At 65.2% G+C, this 23,368-nt stretch carries 18 protein-coding genes; 11 read left to right on the top strand and 7 right to left on the bottom strand.

Annotated features, from left to right (window positions below; all coding sequences use genetic code 11):
- Positions 1–7 precede the first annotated feature (7 nt).
- On the bottom strand, positions 8–3,268 hold the full coding sequence (locus CH42_RS09970; RefSeq protein WP_053353041.1) for an ATP-binding protein: 3,261 nt from the start codon (positions 3,266–3,268) through the stop codon (positions 8–10).
- Between the two features lie 90 nt (positions 3,269–3,358).
- Between CH42_RS09970 and uvrB the strand changes: the two genes are divergently transcribed.
- Together uvrB and CH42_RS09960 are read left to right on the top strand one after the other, a co-directional pair.
- On the top strand, positions 3,359–5,452 hold the full coding sequence (gene uvrB / locus CH42_RS09965; RefSeq protein ID WP_053353556.1) for an excinuclease ABC subunit UvrB: 2,094 nt from the start codon (positions 3,359–3,361) through the stop codon (positions 5,450–5,452).
- Positions 5,453–5,474: 22 nt separating this feature from the next.
- Positions 5,475–6,284: a helix-turn-helix domain-containing protein gene (locus CH42_RS09960; RefSeq protein WP_053353040.1), complete on the top strand. Its 810-nt coding sequence runs from the start codon at positions 5,475–5,477 to the stop codon at positions 6,282–6,284.
- Here CH42_RS09960 and CH42_RS09955 read toward each other — a convergent pair.
- The 3 genes from CH42_RS09955 to CH42_RS09945 all read right to left on the bottom strand — a co-directional run bounded on the left by CH42_RS09955 (position 6,281) and on the right by CH42_RS09945 (position 8,037).
- Positions 6,281–6,685 carry a VOC family protein gene (locus tag CH42_RS09955; RefSeq protein WP_053353039.1) on the bottom strand — a complete coding sequence of 135 codons (405 nt, stop codon included), beginning with the start codon at positions 6,683–6,685 and terminating at the stop codon, positions 6,281–6,283. The two genes, CH42_RS09960 and CH42_RS09955, sit on opposite strands and share 4 nt — an antisense overlap.
- 63 nt (positions 6,686–6,748) lie before the next feature.
- Complete coding sequence (locus CH42_RS09950) at positions 6,749–7,405, bottom strand: hypothetical protein (RefSeq protein WP_053353038.1); 657 nt, start codon at positions 7,403–7,405, stop codon at positions 6,749–6,751.
- Positions 7,402–8,037: a hypothetical protein gene (locus CH42_RS09945; protein WP_053353037.1), complete on the bottom strand. Its 636-nt coding sequence runs from the start codon at positions 8,035–8,037 to the stop codon at positions 7,402–7,404. The genes CH42_RS09950 and CH42_RS09945 overlap by 4 nt, the downstream gene beginning before the upstream one ends.
- 121 nt (positions 8,038–8,158) lie before the next feature.
- On the opposite strand from CH42_RS09945, the gene uvrA reads away from it, so the two are divergent.
- The 9 genes from uvrA to CH42_RS09900 all read left to right on the top strand — a co-directional run bounded on the left by uvrA (position 8,159) and on the right by CH42_RS09900 (position 18,433).
- The gene (gene uvrA, locus CH42_RS09940; protein ID WP_053353036.1) at positions 8,159–11,065 is read left to right on the top strand and encodes an excinuclease ABC subunit UvrA; all 2,907 of its coding nucleotides are present in this window, start codon (positions 8,159–8,161) and stop codon (positions 11,063–11,065) included.
- 62 nt (positions 11,066–11,127) lie between these two features.
- Positions 11,128–12,990, top strand: a complete 1,863-nt coding sequence (uvrC, locus tag CH42_RS09935; RefSeq protein ID WP_239684047.1) for an excinuclease ABC subunit UvrC — start codon at positions 11,128–11,130, stop codon at positions 12,988–12,990.
- Entirely contained in the window at positions 12,987–13,865 is an 879-nt protein-coding gene (rapZ, locus tag CH42_RS09930; protein WP_053353035.1) for an RNase adapter RapZ, read from the top strand. The genes uvrC and rapZ overlap by 4 nt, the downstream gene beginning before the upstream one ends.
- A 58-nt stretch (positions 13,866–13,923) precedes the next feature.
- Complete coding sequence (whiA, locus tag CH42_RS09925; protein WP_053353034.1) at positions 13,924–14,904, top strand: DNA-binding protein WhiA; 981 nt, start codon at positions 13,924–13,926, stop codon at positions 14,902–14,904.
- 116 nt (positions 14,905–15,020) lie between these two features.
- Positions 15,021–15,638: a superoxide dismutase gene (locus CH42_RS09920; RefSeq protein WP_053353033.1), complete on the top strand. Its 618-nt coding sequence runs from the start codon at positions 15,021–15,023 to the stop codon at positions 15,636–15,638.
- A 28-nt stretch (positions 15,639–15,666) separates the two neighbouring features.
- A complete protein-coding gene (locus CH42_RS09915) occupies positions 15,667–16,869 on the top strand; it encodes a phosphoglycerate kinase (RefSeq protein WP_053353032.1) in 1,203 nt (400 codons plus the stop codon).
- Positions 16,866–17,711 (top strand): triose-phosphate isomerase, encoded by an 846-nt coding sequence (gene tpiA / locus CH42_RS09910; RefSeq protein ID WP_075205331.1) that lies wholly within the window; start codon positions 16,866–16,868, stop codon positions 17,709–17,711. The genes CH42_RS09915 and tpiA overlap by 4 nt, the downstream gene beginning before the upstream one ends.
- 62 nt (positions 17,712–17,773) lie before the next feature.
- On the top strand, positions 17,774–18,022 hold the full coding sequence (secG, locus tag CH42_RS09905) for a preprotein translocase subunit SecG (protein WP_053353553.1): 249 nt from the start codon (positions 17,774–17,776) through the stop codon (positions 18,020–18,022).
- Between the two features lie 45 nt (positions 18,023–18,067).
- On the top strand, positions 18,068–18,433 hold the full coding sequence (locus tag CH42_RS09900) for an RNA polymerase-binding protein RbpA (RefSeq protein ID WP_075201176.1): 366 nt from the start codon (positions 18,068–18,070) through the stop codon (positions 18,431–18,433).
- Between the two features lie 67 nt (positions 18,434–18,500).
- Here CH42_RS09900 and CH42_RS09895 read toward each other — a convergent pair whose 3' ends face one another.
- From CH42_RS09895 to tkt, 3 genes are read right to left on the bottom strand one after another with little or no spacing between them, the layout of a single operon-like run.
- On the bottom strand, positions 18,501–20,114 hold the full coding sequence (locus CH42_RS09895; protein WP_053353030.1) for a glucose-6-phosphate isomerase: 1,614 nt from the start codon (positions 20,112–20,114) through the stop codon (positions 18,501–18,503).
- 2 nt (positions 20,115–20,116) lie between these two features.
- Positions 20,117–21,226, bottom strand: a complete 1,110-nt coding sequence (gene tal / locus CH42_RS09890; RefSeq protein WP_053353029.1) for a transaldolase — start codon at positions 21,224–21,226, stop codon at positions 20,117–20,119.
- Positions 21,227–21,255: 29 nt separating this feature from the next.
- The gene (tkt, locus tag CH42_RS09885; RefSeq protein WP_053353028.1) at positions 21,256–23,343 is read right to left on the bottom strand and encodes a transketolase; all 2,088 of its coding nucleotides are present in this window, start codon (positions 23,341–23,343) and stop codon (positions 21,256–21,258) included.
- Between the last annotated feature and the right edge of the window lie 25 nt (positions 23,344–23,368).

The following is a 23,368-nucleotide window of genomic DNA, read 5'->3' as shown; positions in this document are numbered from 1 at the left end:
ACGCGGGTCAACGCCGGGAAACGCGTGCCGCGAGTACCTCGAGTGCTCGCGGCACCCGCGTCTCCGCGGCGGCAGCGGCCGCACCCGCGGCGGTGTCGGCGATGCGCGACGCACCGTCAACACCTCGGGCGTCGAGCACCTTGAACGCACGGGCCCGGTGCGCCTCGAGGCGCAGCGCCGGCTGATCCTGACGCGCCCCCAGCACACCGGCCCAGGCCAGCGCCTCAATACCGTGGTCCATCAGCTCGTCATGGTCGATCGCCCACGCGCCCCAGGCGATCAATGCGGTGCCCAGAATCGGGCGATCGATGTATCCCTGCTGCACGCGATGCATGGCGATCACGCGGGTGCGAATTCGGTTCGCCCACGATGCGCGTTCAGCGTTCGTGAGCGTGCCATCGAGACACGCGGCGGCAAGCATGCCCGACATGGCGACCAGATACCACGGCGACGCCCGCTGCTCCGGGGTTTCAAACGCGAGCATGGCACGGGCGAACCGCCGCAACGACTCTGCGGTGTCGCCCTCGGCGCGCGAGACCTCGGCCAGCCCGAACCAGGAAATCGCTGCGAACTGATGGCGATCCCGGGACCCCGGATGGGCATCGACAAGCCCCTCGAACAGCACTCGAGCCTCTCCGGTGCGACCGAGCGACAGCAGGGTCAACCCTCGCAACCAGTTCCGCTCGTCCGCTTCATCCTCCGCATCGAACGCGTGCAGACCTGCCGCCGCGCGATCGAGCCAGGTCAGTGCGTCGCCCGGGCGTGCCGACTGGCTCGCGAGTTGCGCCAGCGTGTTCGCCGCCATCGATTCCAGCCACACCTGGCCAGAGCTCCGCGCATCGCGCCAGGCCTCGCGGGCCGATTCCTCCGCACGGCGATGCTCACCGAGATTCTCATCGAGCATCGCAGCGAAGAGGGCACCGGCGAGCATTCCTTCGGGATCGCCGACGGCACGCATCCGAGCAATTTCTGCGGCGACCCGCTCGAGATCCGGAAATACCGCGATGATCGCGGCCATGCCGCGCAACACCGAGCGCACCGCGCTCACCCGTCTCATCACCAGACGGAGCAGCGCGACAAGTCGGGGCAGGCGCACATCTTCGATGCTCGCCAACCAGACGATGCAGGTCAGCTGAGCCAGTACGATCGCCTCGTCGGGGAGCCCTTCGAGCTCCGATCGCAGACGCGCCCGCGCCGTCTGAATCACAAGGTCCGCGGCTTCTGCGCACACCACCTGGAGCTCGGTGTGCGCACCCCGCACGATGTCCGTGTGCCCCAAGAGGCACACGATCAGCACCGCTGTCTCCGAGTCGTTCTGTCGGATTGCGTGACGCAGAATCGCCACCAGGTTGTCGCGCTCCGCACGTACCTCGCGGTGCCGCGCCGCGCCGATCGCTCCAGGCACGCCGTAAAGCTGCGGGGCGAACTCGCGCACGAACCCGCGTGCCCACTGGGTGACGGCATGCTCGGCGCGTTCCGTCGTCGCCGACTCGCGCAGGCGATCCAGGCCGAATTCGCGCACGGTTTCGTACATTCGGAACCGCACCGTGTGAGTTCCGACATCGTCGTAGGCGGTCAACATCGACTGCTCGACCAGGGAGGTGAGCGCCGCATCCGCGTCTTCGGTGGCGATTCCGCTCAGTTCGAGCACAGCAAGGGCGGTCGCAGTGCTCCACCCGCCGGGCAGCAGCGCGAGCACCGCCAACGCCTCTTGCGACGTCGCATCGAGTAGTTCCCAGCTCCAGTCGATGACCGCACGCAAGGTCTGGTGGCGCTCGGGCGCACTCCGATCGCCGCCCTGCAGCAGCGTGAAACGCTGCTGCAGTCGGACTTCGATCTCGGAGATGCTCAGCGTTCGCGTGCGCGCCGCCGCGAGTTCGATCGCAAGTGGAAGTCCGTCAAGGGCGCGGCACAAACGAGCAACGGTCGCAACGTCCCCGGCGGCACTCGCGCGAATCGAGCGGGCGCGGCGCTCAAAGAGCTGTTCCGCCGACCCGGTGCCGTCACCGGCGACCTGCAGCGGGGCCAGCTCGAACACCTGCTCGCCCGGGAGCCCGAGCGGTGCCCGACTTGTCGTCAGCACCGAGAGTGTCGGAATCTGGCCCAGCACATCGTCCACCCAGCGAGCAACGTCCGCGATGATCTGCTCGCAGTTGTCGAGCACGAGGAGCGTCGGGCGCTCAGCCAGTTCCGCGAGCACCACGGCACGGAGATCCGATCGCACGTCTGAGAGACGCGCATTGGTGGTCGCCTCGCGCACACCGAGTGCGCTGGCAACGGCGCCGAGGAGGTCAGCGCCCGCGCGGACGCTCGCCAAGCGAACCATCACTACCGCCTGTTCGACTCGATGGGCGGCAGCCTGCACGAGACTCGTCTTGCCGAGCCCGCCGATGCCGAGCACCGTGACCAGGCGGTGACTGTCGAGCAACGACTCCAATGCGGCGAGGTCGGCAGCGCGCCCGACCAATCCGTCCAGCGGCCCCGGCAGCGCACCGCGCGTGCGGCTCGCAGAACGTGTATCGAGTCGAGACCCATCGACCGGCCCCTCCGATGCGCGCAGCGCTTGGAGATGGGCCGACACGACCTCGGGGCCGGGTGAGGCGCCCCAGACTTCGCGAAGTCGCACTTGCAGGCCGGCGAAGACCGCGAGTGCTTCCGCAGTGTCGCCCTGTGCAACGAACGCTCCGATCGCCTCCGCGTGCAAATGCTCATCGAATGGACGCTCTTCGAGCAGGCCTCGGTAGGCGTCAAGAGCGTCTCGTCCGCGACCGGCGTGACGCAGGCCGAGCGCTCGCTGCATGCGAATCTCGAGATGTACCGCGGCCGCCTGCTCCGCGAGCATCAGCCCAACCGGCGCATCGCCCAGATCGGCACCGGGTTCACCGGCCCAGAGCGCGAGTGCCGCCTCGAGATGCTGCAGGCGTTCGGGCGTGCGCGCCTCGGGATCTTCCCGGTCCTGCGCCACCGCTCGCGCGATGGCCCAATCGCTTCTCCCGTACTCGGCAGAGAGCGCGTACCCGGCGGCCGTCGTCACGATGACGGGCCCGCAGGCCGCACGCACGCGTGACACCAGGCTCTGCAGTGCCGCCTTGGGATGGGTCGGAAGCGCATCGCCCCAGAGCAGCTCGCCGAGCGCGGCGACGCTCATGCCCGATGAAGCCCCGCTGGCCACTGCGGCCACGAGTGCGCGGGGGAGTCGCCCCCCGGGATTGACACCATCGACGCGAATCTCGCCCAGCACCGTGATGCGTGGCGGCTCGATCGACATGGGAACGAGTGTATCGCCGCGGTCCTCCTCCTCAGCGCGTTCTCGGAGCCGCGCCGACGAATGTCGGCGGCCGCGAGTACGCTCGGAGACATGGAACCCACGCGCAGCGTCCGCCCTTTCGAAGTGGTCAGCGAGTACGAGCCGAACGGCGATCAGCCGAAGGCGATCGAAGAGCTCGCGCATCGCATCAACGCCGGTGAAACCGACGTGGTGCTGCTCGGAGCCACCGGTACCGGCAAGTCCGCAACGACGGCCTGGTTGATCGAAGCGGTGCAACGCCCGACTCTCGTCCTCGCCCATAACAAGACGCTCGCCGCGCAGCTCGCGAGCGAGTTCCGAAGCCTGCTTCCGAACAATTCGGTCGAGTACTTCGTGAGCTACTACGACTATTACCAGCCCGAGGCCTACGTGCCGCAGACGGACACGTTCATCGAGAAAGACTCCTCCGTGAATGCCGAAGTCGAACGCCTGCGGCATTCGACGACCAACGCTTTGTTGAGCCGGCGTGACACCGTCGTCGTCTCCACCGTCTCCTGCATCTACGGACTCGGTAAACCGGAGGAGTACTACGAGGCGATGGTGCCGCTCGCCGTCGGCGATCGACTTGATCGCGACGTGCTGCTGCGCCGCTTTGTCGACATGCAGTACCAGCGCAACGACATCGAATTCGTTCGCGGCAACTTTCGCGTGCGCGGCGACACGGTCGAGATCATCCCGATGTATGAGGAACTGGCGATTCGCATCGAGTTCTTCGGCGACGAAATCGAAGCGCTGTACTACCTGCATCCGGTGACCGGTGACGTGATCAAACAGGTCGAGACGATCTCCGTGTTTCCTGGCTCTCATTACGTCGCGAGTCGGGAGGTGATGCATCGCGCGATGGGGCAGATCTCGGAAGAACTCGACGTGCGCACCCGAGAACTCAAGCAGCAGAACAAGCTGGTCGAGGAGCAACGGTTGCGCATGCGCACCACCTTCGATCTCGAGATGATGGAGCAGATCGGATTCTGCTCGGGCATCGAGAATTATTCGATGCACATGGACGGGCGCAGCCCCGGCGAGGCTCCGCACTGCCTGCTCGATTACTTCCCCGACGATTTTCTCGTCGTCATCGATGAGTCGCATGTCACCGTGCCGCAGATCGGTGCGATGTTCGAAGGTGATGCGTCGCGCAAACGTACGCTCGTCGACCATGGCTTCCGCCTGCCGAGCGCGCTCGACAATCGACCGTTGAAGTTCAGCGAGTTCAAAGATCGCGTCGGCCAGACGGTCTACCTCTCGGCCACTCCCGGTAAGTACGAGCTCGAGCGGGCCGATGGCGTCGTCGAGCAGATCATTCGACCGACCGGCCTCATCGATCCGAAGATCGTGGTCAAACCGAGTGAGGGCCAGATCGACGACCTCCTTGAAGAGGTGCGCCTCCGAGCCGAACGCGACGAGCGAGTGCTGGTCACGACGCTCACGAAGAAGATGGCCGAACAGCTCACGACGTTCATGGAGGAGTCGGGCGTACGCGTGCGCTATCTGCACTCCGATGTCGATACCCTGCGCCGCGTCGAGCTCCTCTCCGAGCTTCGCGCCGGTGTGTACGACGTGCTGATCGGCATCAATCTGCTGCGTGAGGGTCTCGACCTCCCCGAGGTCTCACTGGTCGCCATTCTCGACGCCGACAAAGAAGGGTTCCTGCGCTCGAGCACCTCCTTGATCCAGACGATCGGCCGCGCCGCGCGCAACGTTTCCGGCGAGGTGCACATGTACGCCGATCGCGTCACGCGCTCCATGCGTGAGGCCATCGATGAGACCGATCGTCGCCGAGAAATCCAAGTCGCGTACAACGCGGAGCACGGCATCGATCCTCAGCCCCTGCGCAAGAAGATCGGGGACATCACCGAGATGCTGCAGCGCGAGGCGGCGGATACCGAAGACGTGCTGTCTCGCACGGGGGCGCACGCGCAACGCGGTTCGGGCGGATCGTCGCAGCGCGCCAAGGGCAAGGCAGCAGCGCGCGCGGGAGCGATCGCAAGCGAAGGCGCCGGCAAGCTGCATGAACTGATTGCTGATCTGACCGACCAGATGCTGGTCGCCGCCGAGGAGCTCAAGTTCGAGCTCGCCGCGCGGCTCCGCGACGAGGTCTCAGAGCTCAAACGCGAATTGCGCAGCATGGATCAGGCCGGCCACCTCTAGGCCCGAATCGGAGGCGGACGAGATGTACCGGGAATTCGCCGTAGCGGGCATCGGCGTGCTGTGGCGCGCCGATGCCGATCACCCCGGTGATCGCGCGCATGCGTTGCCCGAGGAGCACACTCGCCGTGTACTCATCCCCGCCGATGGCTGTACTGACCTCGTGCTGCATCGCGATGAGTTGCGCATTGCGGGGCCATCGACGCGTGTGATCCATGCTGACGCGGCGACGCCCGGTTCAGCGGCTTCCGTCGGTATTCGCTTTCAGCCCGGAACCGCCAGCGAATTCCTCACCCACCCGCTCACCGAGCTGCGCAATCAATCGATCGTCGCGGACGCGGTCATCGATTCCCGCCTGGCCCGAAAGTTGAGGCTTGGCATGGAGCAGCTGGCTGCGGCCCCCGCTGACTACGCACATGACCTGGGAGCGGAGCTGTTCCGCGAACTGCGGGAGGTCCGCGCCAGTCGGCGAGGCATGCACGCGTTCGACCGCGAGCACCCCGTCGACTGGCGAGCGTGCGTGCGGCGAAGTGCCGAACGAGGCCTCTCCCTCCCGGCCTTGCTCTCCGAACTCGACACTTCAGAACGTCAGTTGCACCGCCGTATGGCGTCGGAGTTCGGGTACGGGTACACGGCACTCCGCAAAGTGCAGCGTTCGATGAGAGCCCGCACCCTGCTCCGGTCGGGAGCCACCGCGTCCGACGTTGCCGCGCGCCTGGGATTCGCCGATCAATCGCATCTCACCCGCGACCTGCGCAGCACCGCGGGAGTGTCCCCGGCCGCCCTGCACCGACGTGTGGCACCATCGGCGGAACCCTCCGCGGCGGCACGCTAGTCCGAGTCTGGCAGCGCCGCGTAGAGATCGATCGAGTTGCCGTCTGGGTCGAGCACCGTCGCGTAGCGCTGACCCCACGGCGCATCCCACGGCGCCGTCTCGCCGGCGTTCGGATGCTCGCGGACGATGCGGGCATATGCCTCGTCGACGGCGCTGGGGGATTCGGCGCTGAATGCGAACGCGATGCGGTTATCGCCCTTCGGCAGCGTGAATCCGGGAATAAAGCTTTCGAGTGTCGAGACCGGATCCCATGCGAGCTTCATGCCATTCGGAAGCACGTGCTCGACATGCGGAGCGTCGTCCTGCCCGTCTGGGATGTTCAGACCGAGCGAACGGTAGAACGCGAGCGAAGCGCCGAGGTTTGCGGTGACAATGCCGATGAAATCGAATGTGAGCGTCATGGGTTCAGCGTAGGCGGCGCCGAGCCATCCGTATTGAACAATTCGGACACCGGCGCACCGGACTCACAGGATCACATATCCGTAGCGATCGGCCGCGCGATCGACCACGCCCGAGAGCTCATCACGATCCAAACGCATGCGCGCGAGCGGATGGCGGGGGAGCGCCGACTGTGCCGGGGCCCACATCGCGACGACGCGCTCGCTGGGGATTACCGAAGACGCAGAGATCACGCCGTCGAGCTGAGGGTAGGCCTGTCGGATCGCGCGCGCCCATCGCCGGCTCTGTGCGCGTTCACCCGATGAGATCGCGGCGTTGCCGCCGGCGACGGAGATCCAGTCACTGTCGCTGACATCGAGGAGCCGGAGCTCTCGGGTCACCGCAAAGATCGTCACCTCGGGCGCATCTTCGGAGCGACGGATGATGCGCGTTGATTGGAACACTTCGAGCACGCAGGCGTCGAACGCCGTGATCGCTGGCCGTTCGAGGACCGCGTAGAGCACGCCCTCCCCGGGGTGCTCACCGACGGGCTCGGGGTGCGGGTCGAACCGGGCGTCGAGCGGGCCGTAGTTCCGGAAATCATGCCAGCGCACGGGGTGCGGGCCGGCCGTCTTCGAAATACGAGCGAATGCGGTGCCGGCAGGAAGTGAGCGCACCCAGGTGGGGTCGGCCTCGAGGTCGGGGAAACGAGAAGGATCGACCTCGGGCAATCGTTCACTCATGGGAGTCGATGCAGCGCATCGTCGACCGCAATGGCCGCGGCCGCCGGATCTCCGCCCTGTGCGAGCCATTCGAACGGAGCGAGTTCCTCCCCATCGCCCCGAAGCGACGGTGCCGGCGACGTCAGTACCCGTTCAGCCAGCAGCATGGGGGTGCCCGCCGGAATCGCCCGCGCCACCGTGCCCCAGCCGTTGAGCTCGCGGTCATGCGGGAACTGGAATCGCGGCAGGTACCAACCGTCGCTGCGACGCTGCGCGAGCAGCGAGCCAGCCGCGCACCGCTGCCGCACCCGGGCCGCAGTCACGCCGAGCATCTCGGCGGTTTCCGTCACCGTCGCGCTTCGATCGGCGACTTGGCGATCCCACAGCATTCCACGCGTCGTCGCTGCAAGCGGGGTCGGCTCGCGGAGTTCTGTTTCCGTCACCCCGAAACGTGCCAACGACTGAACTTCGGAGGCGCTCAGCCCTCGCGAGTCTGCAGCTTGATGCGCGAGCACGCCGGCGAGCAATGCCTCAGCGGCATCCAGGCGCTCGTGATCGATCTGCGTGACGAGCGCATGGACGCGCTCGACGGCGGGATCGGTACGTGCGCGGGTGGATCGACGCGCGACGGGGGAGAGCTGCGGCAGGGACACGGAGCATCCTTTCGTTGTCTTATGTCGATAGTACTCGCGTGCGGCCGAACCCGCCAGGGTCGAGCGGCGAGTCGTCGTACGTATGTTCGAATTCTCGGCAACGGCGACGTAGAATGGAGCGGTGACTACGACGCCCACTGCCCCCATCCGCTCCTCATCCGCTCACGCCCAGATCAGCGTGCAAGGGGCGCGCGTCCACAATCTCCAGAACGTGGACCTGTCGATTCCGCGCGACTCAATGGTGGTGTTCACGGGGTTGTCCGGGAGCGGCAAATCGAGCCTGGCGTTCGACACGATCTTCGCCGAGGGGCAGCGACGTTACGTCGAATCGTTGAGCGCGTATGCCCGACAGTTCCTCGGCCAGGTGGATCGGCCCGACGTCGATTTCATCGAGGGCTTGAGCCCCGCCGTGTCCATCGACCAGAAATCGACCAACCGCAACCCTCGATCGACGGTGGGCACGATCACCGAGATCTACGACTACATGCGTTTGCTCTGGGCCCGCATCGGCGTGCCGCACTGCGCCGTGTGTGGGGAGCGAATCGCCTCACAGACGGTGCAGCAGATCGCCGACCAGTTGATGGAGCTTGACGAGCGCACGCGCTACCAGGTGCTCGCGCCGGTCGTGAGCAAGAAGAAGGGGGAGTTCGTCGACCTCTTCCAAGACCTCGCCGCGAGCGGGTATTCTCGCGCACTCGTCGACGGCGAGATGATTCAGCTCTCCGATCCGCCCAAGCTGAAGAAACAGGTGAAGCACGACATCTCGGTCGTCGTCGACCGGCTCGTCGCCAGCCCCGAGATCCTCGGCCGCCTCACCGACTCGCTCGAAACCGCACTCAGACTTGCAAGCGGCATCGTCGCGATCGAATTCGTCGATCAAGACGCCGATGCCGCTGATCGAGTGCAGCTCTTTTCGGAGCATCTCTCGTGCCCGAACCAGCACCCGGTGCAACTTACCGAAATCGAGCCGCGCACATTCTCGTTCAATGCACCCTTCGGCGCATGCCCGACCTGTTCCGGTCTCGGCACCAGCATGTCGGTCGATGAAGATCTGGTCTTGGGTGATCCCGAGCTTTCCATCGCGGAAGGCGTCATCGTTCCCTGGACCAGCCAGGGCAAGAGCCTGTACCAATACTACGAGAAGCTGCTTGTCGGCCTGTCCGACGACCTCAATTTCTCGCTGAAGACTTCATGGTCCGATCTCGGCGAAGAGGTGCAACAGGCCGTTCTCTACGGCAACGACTTCAAGGTGAATGTGCGCTGGCGCAACCGGTTCGGGCGCGAAGTGAAGTACTCCTCGGGGTTCGAAGGGGTGATTCCCTTCATCGAACGCCAATACGCGGAGGCGGAGTCAGACACGAAGCGCGATCGCTGGTCTGAGTTCCTGCGCGAAGTGCCGTGCCATACGTGCCAGGGGCAGCGACTCAAGCCAGAGGTGCTCGCGGTGACCGTCGACGCGCAGTCCATCGCGAGCGTCGGCGAGTACAGCTTGACCGACGCGAAGCGCTTCTTCGACGAGGTCGTGCTCTCGGACCGCGAGGCGAAGATTGCCGCGCAGGTGCTTCGCGAAATCCGATTGCGCTTCGACTTCCTGATCGAGGTCGGTCTCGGCTACCTCACTCTGGCACGGGCGGCAGGCACGCTCTCCGGCGGCGAAGCGCAGCGCATTCGTCTCGCCACCCAGATCGGCTCCGGTCTCACGGGTGTGCTGTACGTGCTCGATGAGCCCAGCATTGGGCTGCATCAGCGAGACAATCGCCGCCTCATCGAAACCCTGATCAAATTGCGCGACCTCGGCAATACGCTGATCGTCGTCGAGCACGACGAGGAAACGATCGAGGCCGCAGACTGGATCGTCGACATCGGCCCAGGTGCCGGCGTCGAGGGTGGAACCGTCGTCCATTCAGGCAAGTACGACGAATTGCTCGAGAACACCGCTTCGATGACCGGTGACTACCTGGCAGGTCGGCGAGGCATCGACACTCCGAAGCGTCGGCGCAAACGCGACCGCAAGCGCGAACTCAAGGTCATCGGTGCGCGCTCGAACAACCTCCGCAACGTCGATGCCACGTTCCCGCTCGGAGTGATGACCGCGGTGACCGGTGTTTCGGGCTCGGGCAAATCGACGCTCGTGAACGACATTCTCTATCGAGTGCTCGCCAACCAGTTGAACGGCGCGCGCCTAGTGCCGGGCAAGCACACGCGGGTAACCGGCCTTGAACACCTCGACAAGGTCGTGCACGTCGACCAGGCGCCGATCGGCCGTACGCCGCGTTCCAACCCCGCGACGTACACCGGTGTCTTCGACAAGATCCGCAATCTCTTCGCAGAAACTCCTGAGGCGAAGACTCGCGGCTATCTGCCCGGTCGTTTCAGCTTCAACGTCAAGGGCGGTCGGTGCGAGGCATGCTCCGGTGACGGCACCCTGAAGATCGAAATGAACTTCCTCCCCGACGTGTACGTCGCGTGCGAGGTCTGCGGCGGGTCGCGGTACAACCGAGAGACGCTGCAGGTGCGATACAAGGGAAAGAACATCTCCGAGATTCTTGAGATGCCCATCGCGGAAGCCGAGCAGTTCTTCGAGCCGATCTCGTCGATTCACCGGTTCATGAAGACGCTGGTCGATGTCGGCCTCGGCTATGTGCGCTTGGGGCAGAGCGCGACGACCCTCTCCGGTGGTGAAGCGCAACGCGTCAAGCTCGCAACAGAACTGCAGAAGCGGTCGAACGGTCGCAGCATCTACGTACTCGATGAACCGACGACGGGGTTGCACTTCGAAGACGTGCGCAAGCTCCTGCTCGTGTTGAACGGCCTGGTCGAGAAGGGCAACACAGTGATCACGATCGAACACAACCTCGACGTCATTCGGAGCGCCGACTGGGTGATCGATCTGGGCCCCGAGGGCGGCTCCGGTGGCGGCATGATCATCGCGGAAGGCACCCCTGAACAGCTCTCGACCGTCACAGAGAGTCACACTGGCCAGTTCCTCGCCGAGGTCCTGAACGGTCGCGCGAAAGCGTCCGCTTGATCGACACCGACCGCAGGGCCGATTTCCGTCCGGCTCAGGGGGAAATCCCGACGTCACCTGGGGTGTATCGCTTCAGCGATCGACACGGTCGCGTGCTGTACATCGGCAAGGCGAAGAACCTGCGTGCGCGGCTCGCGAACTATTTCCAACCGTTGCACTCGCTCATGCCGCGTACGCGCACGATGCTCTCGCTCGCGGCGAAGCTCGACTGGACCGTGGTCGCGACGGACACTGAATCACTCGTACTGGAGCACACCTGGATCACGGAGTACAAGCCGCCGTTCAACGTCCAGTTCAAGGACGATAAGACCTATCCGTATCTTGCGGTGACCCTGCGAGAAGAGGCGCCCCGCCTCGTCATCACGCGGAATGAGCGTATTCGCGGCGCAAAGTACTTCGGGCCGTATCCGAAGGTGTGGGCGCTGCGTGAAACCACTGCGCTCTTGCAGCAGGCATTTCCGATTCGCACCTGCAACGACAGCGACTACCATCGCGCGATGTCGACGGGCCGTCCGTGCCTTGCCGGCCAGATCGGGCGCTGCAGCGGTCCGTGCTCGCAGCTCGTCACCCTCGACGAGCATCGGGACCGAGTGAATGCTCTGGTCTCGTTCTTGAACGGGGGAGACACGCGTCATCTGAAAGACCTGCAGGTCGCCATGCGCTCAGCCGCGCTCGAACAGCGCTATGAAGACGCCGCTCGACTGCGCGATCAGGCCCAGGCGGTCGAACACGTCATGGAGAAGAACGCGGTGGTGCTGGCACTCGACGTGAACCTCGATGTGTTCGGACTGCGCTCGGATGAGCTGGCCGCAGCCGCACACCAGTTCATCATTCGCGGCGGCAGAATTCGCGGCGAACGCAGCTGGATCGTGGATGTGGAGCTCGACGATTCCCCTGAAACGCTGCTCGAACAAGTGCTCCAATCCGCATACGAAGGCGAACGCGAACCGCCGCCTCAGGTCCTGGTACCGCGGCTTCCCGCCAATGCTCCCGATCTGGAAGTGGCGCTCGCCGCACGACGCCCGCGCAAGGGCAAGGTGCAGATCCGCGTCCCGGAGCGCGGCGACAAAGTGCAATTGATGGACCGGGCGGTGCTCAACGCCGGCGAGCATCTGATTCGGCACAAGTTGAAGCGCGCCGCAGATCTGACCGCGCGTACCGATGCACTTGCCGAGTTGCAGCGCTCGCTCGACATGGACGAGCCTCCGTTGCGTATCGAATGCATCGATGTGTCCCATTTGCAGGGAACCGGAGTCGTGGCGTCACTGGTGGTGTTCGAGGACGGGCTGCCCGCCAAGGGCGCGTATCGCAAGTACCGGATCGAGCAGACCACGGACGACACCGACTCGATCTATCAGGTGGTCTCGCGCCGCGCCGCTCAGCTGAACGCCGCACGCGAGTCTGGCGAGGCTCCCAGCGGCATCTACCGAGACCGGCCGCAACTCCTCATCGTCGATGGCGGAGAACCGCAAGTTCGGGCGGCGGCGCGCGCGCTCGCGGAAGCCGGGATCACTGATGTGGCACTCTGCGGCATCGCCAAGCGCCTCGAAGAGATCTGGCTGCCGAACGACCCGTTCCCGGTGATCCTTCCGCGCACGAGCGAGGCGCTCTTCCTCGTGCAACGGGTTCGCGACGAAGCACACCGCTTCGCGATCACCTTCCAACGGCAGCGACGCAGCACGTCGATCTCGAGTCGGCTCTCCGAGATTCCCGGTCTCGGGCCCAAGCGCGTGCAGGCACTCCTGAAACACTTCGGGTCGGTGACCCGTCTGCGTGCGGCCTCCCTCGCCGAGCTCGCAGCAGCGCCGGGCGTCGGCGAGAAATTGGGTGAGCAGATTCTCGCCCACCTGCAAACGGATCCCCAGCCGGGCGCTAAGCTAGAGGCCGCACCGGACGCGATGCAAGGAGAGGAGCACGGCGCATGAACGACGCGGCAACTCGACAGGAAATCCTCATCGTCACCGGCATGTCCGGCGCAGGTCGCAGCACCGTCGCAAACACCCTTGAAGATCTGGGCTGGTACGTCGTCGATAATCTTCCCCTGCCGATGCTGAAGACGCTCGCCGATATGGCCGATCGTTCCGGGGGAGCACTCCCGCGCATCGTCGCGGTTGTCGACGTTCGCGGGCGCGATCTGTTCGAAGACATTCAGGCCACCGTCGCCGAGCTCCGTGATAACGCGACCGTTCGCGTCGTGTTTCTCGACGCAACGGACGACATCCTGGTGCGTCGATACGAATCCGTTCGTCGGCCGCACCCGCTCCAGGGCGATGAGCGCAGCCTCGCCGAGGGTATCGGCTTGGAACGCGAGCGTCTTCAAGAGCTTCGGGCCTCCAGCGACGTCGTCATCGACACTTCGCGTTACAACGTGCACGAACTCTCGACGGCGACCCGCGAGCTGTTCTCCGATGACAACACTCCCGGCCTGCAGCTCTCCGTATCGAGTTTCGGCTTCAAATACGGCGCGCCGACCGATGTCGATCTGATGGTCGACATGCGTTTTCTGCCGAATCCGTTCTGGGAGCCCGAGCTGCGCGCCCTGACCGGAGTCGACCCAGAAGTGAAAGACTACGTGCTCAGTCGCGAAGGTGCGACGGAGTTCCTGGACCACTACGTCGCAGCTCTTGCTCCAGTGCTCGCGGGCTTCCAGCGAGAGAACAAACGACATGCTTCGCTCGCGGTAGGATGCACCGGCGGCAAACACCGCTCCGTTGCGACTGCGCGAGAACTCGCGGACCGGCTCGCCGGGCTGCCGGGCGTCAGTGTGAATCTGCGCCATCGCGACCTCGGTCGCGAGTAGTCGACGCTGCACCGTCGACCGATCTACCGAACCACCCCTTCCCGAAAGGACCCCATTCGTGCTGTCTACCACCGAGGTCAAAAGTGAACTCGTGCGATTCCCGGTGCAGCGCACCGGCGAACGCGTCGCCGAGGTCGCCACGATCCTCCGTCTTGCAGGCGGGCTGCACACGATTTCCGGCCGAATCGCCCTCGAGGCCGAACTGCACACTCCGCAGATCGTCCAGCGCGTGCGCAAGGATTTGGCCGAGTTGTACGGCATCCGCTCAGAAGCGAAGCAGTTGCCCCCGTCGAGCACCCGTCCGGGTGCGCCCCAGTTCCTCGTCCGCGTGCTCGATGGCGAAACCCTCGCGCGTCAGCTCGGACTCCTCGACCAGCGTCGTCGCCAGATCCGCGGTCTTCCGAACCGCCTGACCACGGGCGCTCAGCCCGAACTCGCGGCGATCTGGCGCGGTGCGTTTCTCGCCCGTGGCGGACTCACGGCGCCCGGCCGATCCGCGAATCTGGAGATCGCCTGCCCGAGCAACGAGGTCGCCATGGCGTTGGTCGGCGCCGCGGGGCGCATTGGCGTCGATGCGAAGAGTCGTGAGATTCGCGGGCAGCACAAGGTGTTGATCCGCGACAGCGAAGCCATCAGCCAGATGCTTGGACTCATGGGCGCTGAAGACGCTCGCACCAGCTGGGATGAGCTGCGTCGTGCGCGTGAAACGCGTGCGACGGCGAATCGTCTCGTGAACTTTGACGATGCGAACCTGCGACGCTCAGCCCAGGCTTCGGTGGCGGCTTGCGCACGCGTGGAACGCGCGCTCGAGATTCTCGGTGACGGGGTGCCTGAGCACCTGCGGTACGCGGGGGAGCTGCGTCTCACCCACCGCGAGGCGAGTCTCGATGATCTCGGTGCGCGAGCCGAGCCGGTGCTGACAAAGGACGCTGTGGCCGGGCGTATTCGACGTCTCCTCGCCATGGCCGACAAGGAGGCCGAGTCGCGCGGCATCCCGGGTACCGAGGCAAGCCTCCCCGAGGAGCTCGACGCAATTTAGCGCAAGGCGAACATCCCGGCAATCCCCGGTGTCACTCGGCGCCATCCTCTCCACGAGGGTGGCGCCGAGCCATAGACTGAAGTTGATCGACTGTCCCCGAGAGATTGGATCGCCACATGGCTGCCTACTCACTTCCTGAACTTCCCTATGATTACGCTGCCCTTGAGCCGCACATCAGCGGCAAGATCATGCAGTTGCACCACGACAAGCACCACCAGGCTTATGTCACCGGAGCGAACACAGCTCTCGATCAGCTCGCTGAGGCCCGCGAGACCGGCAGCCTTGCTGCCGTGAACAAGCTCGAAAAGGACCTGGCGTTCAACGTCGGCGGTCACGTGAACCACACGATCTTCTGGAACAACCTCTCGCCTGAGGGTGGCGGAAAGCCTGAGGGCGAGCTCGCAGCTGCGATCGACGAGTACTTCGGCGACTTCGAGAAGTTCCAGGCCCACTTCACCGCCACCGCGCTCGGTGTGCAGGGCTCGGGCTGGGCAGTGCTCGCCTGGGACGCGCTCGGACAGCGTCCGAACATCGTGCAGCTCTTCGACCAGCAGGGCAACCTCCCGGCAGGCACCATTCCGCTGCTGCAGCTGGATGTCTGGGAGCACGCGTACTACCTGGATTACCTCAACGTGCGCGCGGACTATGTGAAGGCCTTCTGGAACATCGCCAACTGGCAGGACGTCGCGCGTCGCTTTGAGGCAGCGCGTACGCAGACGCCCGGCCTGATCTAACTCGCCGTTCAAGGAGCCCCCACACCCTATGCGCATCATCGACACCCTGGGATCCCTGCGCGCCAAGACGGTCATCGTCCGCGTCGATCTCAATGTTCCCCTCAGCGACGGCGTCATCACCGATGACGGCCGCATTCGCGCGTCGCTCACGACGATCCGCGAGCTGAAAGATGCGGGCGCCAAGCTCGTACTGATCAGCCACCTGGGCCGCCCGAAGGGCGAGCCCGACCCGCAGTACTCACTGCGGCCGGTGGCGGAACGCATGGCTGAACTCCTGGGGGCTCCGGTCGAGTTCGTCCCGGAGACGATCGGAGACGCAGCCTCGGCCGTGATCTCCGGTCTCTCCGAGGGCGACATCGTGCTGCGCGAGAATCTCCGATTCAACGCTGCTGAGACCAGCAAGAACCCTGATGAGCGGCTCGCATTTGCTCAGCGACTCGCCACTGGCGCCGATGCGTTCGTCTCCGACGGTTTTGGAGTCGTGCACCGTCAGCAAGCGAGTGTCTTCGAACTCGCACAGATACTCCCGAGTGCTGCTGGCCGATTGGTCGCGGCGGAACTCGAGGTGCTGCAGCGTTTGACGGTCGATCCGGCACGGCCGTATGCGGTCGTACTCGGCGGGTCGAAGGTCTCCGACAAACTGGGCGTCATCTCGCACCTGATCGAACGCGTCGACACGCTCCTCATCGGCGGCGGTATGGTCTTCACCTTCCTCAAGGCACAGGGTCATGCGGTTGCGTCGAGTCTTCTCGAGGAAGATCAACTCGACACGGTTCGCCGGTACCTCGCGGATGCGGAGCGCCGTGGCGTGCAGATCGTGCTCCCGACGGACATCGTGGTCGCGGAGAAGTTCGGCGCCGACGCCGCGTTCGAAACCGTGCCGGCTGACGCGATCGAGTCGTCCCGCTTCGGTGCGTCAGGTCTCGGCCTCGATATCGGCCCTCAGTCGGCCGCAGCGTTTGCGCAGGTCATCGCCGAATCGAAGACGGTCTTCTGGAACGGCCCCATGGGCGTGTTCGAGATTGACGCATTTGCGTCAGGAACACGTACGGTCGCCCAAGCGTTGACCGACACGAGCGGTTTCACGGTCGTCGGAGGGGGCGACTCAGCTGCTGCAGTTCGCGCACTGGGCTTCAGCGACGATCAATTTGGTCACATCTCCACCGGCGGCGGTGCGAGTCTCGAATATCTGGAGGGCAAGACCCTCCCCGGCCTGGAGGTACTCGCATGAGCGACACCGCACCCGATCAGTCCACCGTGCCGTCCGTGCGCGAGCCGCTCCCGCCGGCCGAGCGCACACCGCTCATCGCCGGCAACTGGAAGATGAATCTCGATCATCTGCAAGCTATCGCGCTGGTTCAGAAGCTCTCCTGGGGGCTGCAAGACGTGCGCCACGACTACAGCGATGCCGAAGTCGTCGTCTTCCCGCCCTTCACTGATCTCCGTTCGGTGCAGACTCTGCTTGCAGCTGACAAGCTCTCGCTGGGTCTCGGTGCACAGGATCTCTCACCCCATGCATCCGGCGCCTACACCGGAGACATTTCTGCTGCGATGCTCTCGAAGCTCGACGTCGCGTATGCGCTCGTCGGGCACTCTGAGCGACGCGACGGCCACGGCGAAAGTGATGAGGTCGTAGGCAACAAAGCTCGAGCCGCGCACGAGGCCGGCATCGTTCCGGTGATCTGCGTGGGGGAGACCGCCGAAGATCTCGAACAGCACGGTGCCGCGGCGATCCCGGTCGCGCAGCTCACCGCCGCGCTCGCGCTTCTCCCGAGTGACGCCGAGTTCGTCGTCGCATACGAGCCGGTCTGGGCGATCGGAAGCGGGCAGGCCGCGACTCCCGAGCAGGCCGAAGAAGTGGCTCGCGCGCTGCGCGAGCATCTCCGCGACATTCGCGATGACGCGCGCGCGGCATCGACGCGGATTCTGTATGGCGGCTCGGTCTCCAGCCAGAACATCGCGGGGTTCCTTGCCCAGCCGAATGTCGATGGCGCGCTCATCGGAGGCGCCAGCTTGAAGGTCGATGAATTCACGCGAATCATCCAGTTCAAGAAGCACGTCACGGCCGGCTGAACCCGGCCCCGGTATACTGGGGTCTGGCCTCTCGCGCCCGCGACCCCTGAAAGGTGCACTTCGTGCTCATTTTGAAGATCATTCTGCTCGTTATCCTCGTGCTGACGAGCTTGCTGTTGACGCTGTTCATCCTCCTGCACAAGGGGCGTGGCGGCGGTCTTTCCGACATGTTCGGTGGCGGCGTGACCTCGAGCCTCGGTTCATCGGGCGTTGCTGAGCGCAACCTGAATCGCATTACGATCGTCGTCTCACTCGTGTGGTTCGCGGCAATCGTCGGGCTCGGGCTGATCGCGCGTTTCTCCGTCGTCTAATCGACAGAGCGACCGCACCCCGCACCCGTATTAGAAAGGCAACTCTTGGCAGGCAGTAACGCCATTCGTGGCGCTCGCGTCGGATCCGGCCCGATGGGCGAAAAGGATCACGGCTCCCGCGCTGAACGCACCCAGATCTCGTACTGGGACGCTCTCGGCAATGAGACGGTTCGCTATTTCGCGGCTGACGTCCCTGAAGACGAAATTCCCGAGCAGATCGATTCCCCGACGACTGGCCTTCCGGCTGGCCGCGACAAGGAGAATCCGCCGCTGCTCCCGAAGAACGAGCCCTTCAAGACGCACCTTGCGTACGTGAAGGAGCGCCGTACCCCTGAGGAAGCCGAAGAGCTCCTTGAGGCTGCGTTGGAGAAGCTGCGGACCCGTCGCGGTACCGCGCGCAAGTCCGCATAGTTCAGTCCGCGATACGACGAAGGCCCCGGTGTTCCACCGGGGCCTTCGTCGTTGGTGCAGGTATCGCTCAGGTCAGCGCTGCGCCCAATGCACGAACCATTGCCGCGAGGTCATCCGCAGCCAGTGCAAACACCGGTCTCCCGCGCTCGATGAGCACGCTGCGATCGCCTCGCGCCTGAGCGGTGATGAGCGCATCAAAGCCCCCGTCACCGCCCGGAATGGGGAAGGGCTCAGGCGATGCGTCGGAAATCTGCAGGAAGACGGCGTTCGCCGGCCCGCCCTTGTGCAGCTGTCCGGTCGAGTGCAAGTAGCTCGGCCCCCAACCCAGCGCCACCGGAATCTGCAGCACTCCGGCAAGCTGGTCTCGAAGCTGTTCCAGGGGAACGACGGCATCGCCGTGCGGATCCGCATAGGCCTGAAGCGAGAGATAGCCTGCGTCAGCGGCCGCCTGCTGCAGCGCGGAGACGAGCGACGCGGCATCAGCGACGTGCGCGCCCTCGGGTTCCGCAAGGAGGATGGCCCCTGCGAGCTCGGCGAGCACCGTGCCCGTGGGGGCAGTAGTCGTCGGCTGCGCGGCAAGTGCGGAGCGTGCAGCGACCTTTGCCGATTCGACGTCGGGTTGGTTGAACGGGTCGATCCCCATCAGCCGGCCCAACGCAGCAGTCGCGACCTCCCACAGGAGGAACTGGCCACCGAGAGAGCCCGACACCGAGACGTCGGGGGAGAACGAGGCGGCAGATTCCGCGTCGGACTCATCCGTCACCGCGACCACCTGTGCGCTCTGCGGCACCGTGCTCAGTTCTGGCGCATCGGCATGGAGCGCGATCGGGAGCACCCCGAGCCCGTCCTTGCCCGTCGATTCCGCGACGAGCTGTTCGATCCAACGGCCCAACCCCCAGCGCGCGCTGGGCGACTCAGCGACGGCCAGCACAAAGCGACAGGGGAGGCCCGCAAAGATTGCAGCCGCGAGGCGCAGCGCCGGGTTCTCCCCGTCATCCGACGCGACGATGTCACGCACAGACTGCTCCTCCGCGATCAAGCGAGCAAGATCGACGCCCGCCAGTCCGGAGGGCACGAGCCCAAACGCGGTGAGTGCCGAGAAGCGGCCGCCGATCGTGGGATCTGCCGTGAAGACATGACGCCCGGCAGCAATCGATTCTGCCTCGAGCGGGGAGCCGGGGTCGGTCACGATGACGACACGCTCCGACGGCGTGATTCCCGCGACGCGGAACGCGTCTTCGAACGCGGCGAGGTGGCTCCTCGTTTCGATCGTGCTGCCCGACTTCGAGCTCACCACTACGGCGGTTCGCGCGAGATCGCCTGCAAGTACACGACGCACCTCGGTCGGAGCGGTGGAGTCGATCATGGTCAGCTCGACGTCTGCCCACTGCGTGATGACTGCGGGAGCCAAACTCGAGCCACCCATGCCGCACAACACAATGCGATCGACACCCGACTTGTGGAACGCGTCGCGAAGTGCGGTGATTCGAGGAATCAGATCGTTGGCTGCAGAGGTAATATCCGTCCAGCCGAGACGAATCGATGCTTCGGGCTCCGCTGCCGAACCCCAGAGCGTCGCATCGTGCGCAAAGATGCGACTCGCGACGCGGTCTGCGACGAGCTGCGCAAGGGCGGTGTGCGCAGCCTCGCCGAACTGCGCTACTCGAACGTCGAGCGTCATGATCAGCGTGCCTCGCGGAGCGCACGCTCCACGGTGCCGAGCAGGTCCGCCCACGAAGCATCGAACTTCTCCAGGCCTTCGCGCTCGAGCAGTTCGGTGACCTCGGAATAGGCAATGCCCTGTGCGTCGATCGCGTTGAGCACCTGGTTCGCTTCCGCATAGCCCGAGGTAACCGTGTCACCCGGGGTTTCGCCGTGATCGGCGAACGCATTCAGCGTCGCCTCGGGCATCGTATTGACCGTGTGCGGCGCGATCAGCCCGGTGACGTATGCGGTGTCGGGAAGCGCCGGATCTTTCACACCCGTCGATGCCCAGAGCGGACGCTGCAGGTTGGCGCCGAGACCGACCAGGAATCGGGCCCGCTCGCTCGCGAACGACTGCTCGAACACTTCGTAGGCGAGACGCGCGTTGGCGATGCCAGCTTGGCCGGTGAGCGCCAGCGCTTCGGGTGTGCCGATCTCGCGCAGTCGGCGATCGACCTCGGAATCCACGCGCGAGACGAAGAACGATGCGACCGAGTGGATGCCGGCGAGATCGATGCCCGCCTCGCGCGCGCGCTCGAGACCGGTCAGATAGGCGTTAATGACTTCGCGGTAGCGCTCAAGGCTAAAGATCAACGTGACGTTGACACTAATGCCCGCAGCAATCGTCTCGGTGATGGCATCGAGGCCCTCGACCGTCGCGGGGATCTTGATCATCGCGTTCGGGCGGTCGACTCGTGCCCACAGCTGCTTCGCCTGCGCCGCAGTGCCGGCGGTGTCGCGTGCCAGGCCGGGCTCGACCTCGATGGAAACGCGGCCGTCACGACCGTCGGTCGACGCGAACACGTCTGCAAGCAGGTCGCACGCGTCGGCGACATCGGCGGTGGTGAGCTCGACGATCGCGGCGTCGGCGTCGAGGCCGCGCGATGCGGCGTCGGCGAGACGATCGCCGTATCCGTCGCCTCCGCCGATCGCGTTCGCGAAGATCGTCGGATTCGTGGTGACACCGACGACGTTGACGTCTTCGAGCAGGCGCGCCAGTTCGCCGCTCTCCAGCCGTCGACGCGAGAGATCATCGAGCCAGATGCTGACGCCGGCCTCGCTGAGGGCGGCGGTACGGGTATTCGACATCGCGTGATGTTCCTTTCGGGAGGGCAGATTCAGGCGGCGAGCGACGCGTGGGCAGCGGCCACAACGGCGTCGGTCGTGATCCCGAATTCGCGGAAGAGGGTCTCGTAGTCAGCCGACGCTCCGAAGTGCTCGATCGAGACGGAGCGGCCGCGGTCGCCGACAATGCGCTCCCAGCCGAGCGAGAGGCCTGCCTCAACGCTGACACGAGCAGTGACGCTCGCAGGAAGCACACTCTCGCGGTACTCCGCGGTCTGTTCGGCGAACCATTCGAGGCTCGGTGCGGACACGACGCGTGCACCGATGCCTTCGGCGGCAAGTCGCTCACGCGCTTCGACGGCCAACTGCACCTCGGAGCCCGTGGCGATGAGCAGCATGTCGAGCGAATCACTGGGGGAGTCGGCGAGCACATAGGCGCCGCGGCGCACGCCCTCGGCAGCCTGCTCTGCAGTGGCGAAGCCGTCACCCTGAGGCAGCACCGGCACATTCTGGCGGGTCAGCGCAATACCAGCGGGACCCGCGGTGCGCGTGAGGATCTCGTGCCAGGCGATCGCGGTCTCATTCGCGTCGGCCGGGCGCACGACAGCGAGGTTCGGGATCGCACGCAGCGTCGCCAGCTGCTCAATGGGCTGGTGCGTGGGGCCGTCCTCACCGAGAGCGATCGAGTCGTGCGTCCACACGAACACACTGGGCACATTCATCAACGCGGCGAGGCGAACGGCGGGCCGCATGTAGTCGCTGAAGATCAGGAATGTGCCGCCGTAGCTGCGGGTCTTGCCGTGCAACTGGATGCCATTGAGGATTGCGCCCATGGCGTGCTCACGAATACCGAAGTGGAGCACGCGGCCGTAGGGATCGCCCTGCCAGGTCGAGGTGGAATGTTCGGCGGGCACGAACGACGGAACACCAGGAATCGTGGTGTTGTTGGAGCCCGCGAGATCAGCGGACCCGCCCCAGAGCTCGGGCATGACCGGGCCGAGGGCCGCGAGCACTTTGCCGCTCGCAGCGCGGGTCGCAATGCTCTCGCCGGGTGCGAAGCTGGGGAGCACGTCGAGCGCCTCCGCCGGCAACTCCTGCGCCTCAATGCGATCGAAGAGCGCCTTCCGCTCGGGGTTCGCCGCGGCCCAGGAGTCGAAGCCGACCTGCCACTCGGCCCGCTTTGCCGCACCGCGGGGCACGGCCTCGCGGGCGTGCTCGATGACGTCAGGGGCGACTGCGAAATGCTGATCCGGGTCGAACCCGAGCGCGGTCTTGAGGCCCGCGAGCTCCTCAGCACCCAACTTCGATCCATGGATGCCGCCGGTGTTCTGCTTCCCGGGCGACGGCCAACCGATGATCGTCTTCAAGATGATGAGCGACGGCTTCGTCGTCTCGGCCTGGGCAGCCGTGATGGCGCGATGCAGCTCAGCGATGTCTTCGACGTACTCGCCGGTCTTCTTCCAATCGACCTCGAGCACCTGCCATCCGTAGGACTCATAGCGCTTCGCGACATCTTCGGAGAACGAGATATCGGTGTCGTCCTCGATCGAAATCTGGTTGGAATCGTAGATCGCGATGAGGTTGCCCAGATCTTGGTGCCCTGCCAGCGAAGATGCCTCGCTGGTGACGCCTTCCTGCAGATCGCCATCGCCGGCGATGACATAGATGAAGTGATCGAAGGGGCTTGTGCCGGGCGCCGCGTCCGGATCAAACAGCCCGCGCTCGTATCGCGCCGCGTAGGCAAAGCCGACGGCCGAAGCGAGACCCTGGCCGAGCGGACCGGTCGTGATCTCCACACCGTCGGTGTGACCGTACTCCGGGTGGCCCGGAGTCTTCGACCCCCAGGTGCGCAGCGATTCGAGGTCTTCGAGCTCAAGCCCGTACCCGCCGAGGTAGAGCTGCACGTACTGCGTCAGCGACGAGTGGCCCACGGACAGAATGAAACGGTCACGACCGACCCACTTCGGATCGGTCGGGTCGTGGCGCAGCACTTTCTGATGCAGCAGATACGAGACCGGTGCGAGGCTGATCGCGGTGCCGGGGTGACCGTTGCCGACCTTCTCCACGGCGTCAGCCGCCAGCACGCGCGCAGTGTCCACTGCGCGATCGTCGAGTTCGTTCCACTGCAGTTCGTTCGCCAAGAGTTCCCTTTCGACCGGAAGCGTG

The sequence above is a fragment of the Leucobacter musarum subsp. musarum genome, from assembly GCF_001273845.1.
Lineage (GTDB): Bacteria > Actinomycetota > Actinomycetes > Actinomycetales > Microbacteriaceae > Leucobacter > Leucobacter musarum.
This window is presented reverse-complemented; position numbering and strand designations above follow the sequence as displayed.

Bases quoted from the DNA above. Each gene is read 5' to 3' on its own strand.
- CH42_RS09895 (WP_053353030.1), bottom strand. From the start codon at position 20,114: ATGACGCTCGACGTTCGAGTAGCGCAGTTCGGCGAGGCTGCGCACACC.
- CH42_RS09920 (WP_053353033.1), top strand. From the start codon at position 15,021: ATGGCTGCCTACTCACTTCCTGAACTTCCCTATGATTACGCTGCCCTT.
- CH42_RS09915 (WP_053353032.1), top strand. From the start codon at position 15,667: ATGCGCATCATCGACACCCTGGGATCCCTGCGCGCCAAGACGGTCATC.
- rapZ (WP_053353035.1), top strand. From the start codon at position 12,987: ATGAACGACGCGGCAACTCGACAGGAAATCCTCATCGTCACCGGCATG.
- tpiA (WP_075205331.1), top strand. From the start codon at position 16,866: ATGAGCGACACCGCACCCGATCAGTCCACCGTGCCGTCCGTGCGCGAG.
- uvrB (WP_053353556.1), top strand. From the start codon at position 3,359: ATGGAACCCACGCGCAGCGTCCGCCCTTTCGAAGTGGTCAGCGAGTAC.
- CH42_RS09955 (WP_053353039.1), bottom strand. From the start codon at position 6,685: ATGACGCTCACATTCGATTTCATCGGCATTGTCACCGCAAACCTCGGC.
- CH42_RS09960 (WP_053353040.1), top strand. From the start codon at position 5,475: ATGTACCGGGAATTCGCCGTAGCGGGCATCGGCGTGCTGTGGCGCGCC.
- CH42_RS09950 (WP_053353038.1), bottom strand. From the start codon at position 7,405: ATGAGTGAACGATTGCCCGAGGTCGATCCTTCTCGTTTCCCCGACCTC.
- tal (WP_053353029.1), bottom strand. From the start codon at position 21,226: ATGTCGAATACCCGTACCGCCGCCCTCAGCGAGGCCGGCGTCAGCATC.
- CH42_RS09970 (WP_053353041.1), bottom strand. From the start codon at position 3,268: ATGTCGATCGAGCCGCCACGCATCACGGTGCTGGGCGAGATTCGCGTC.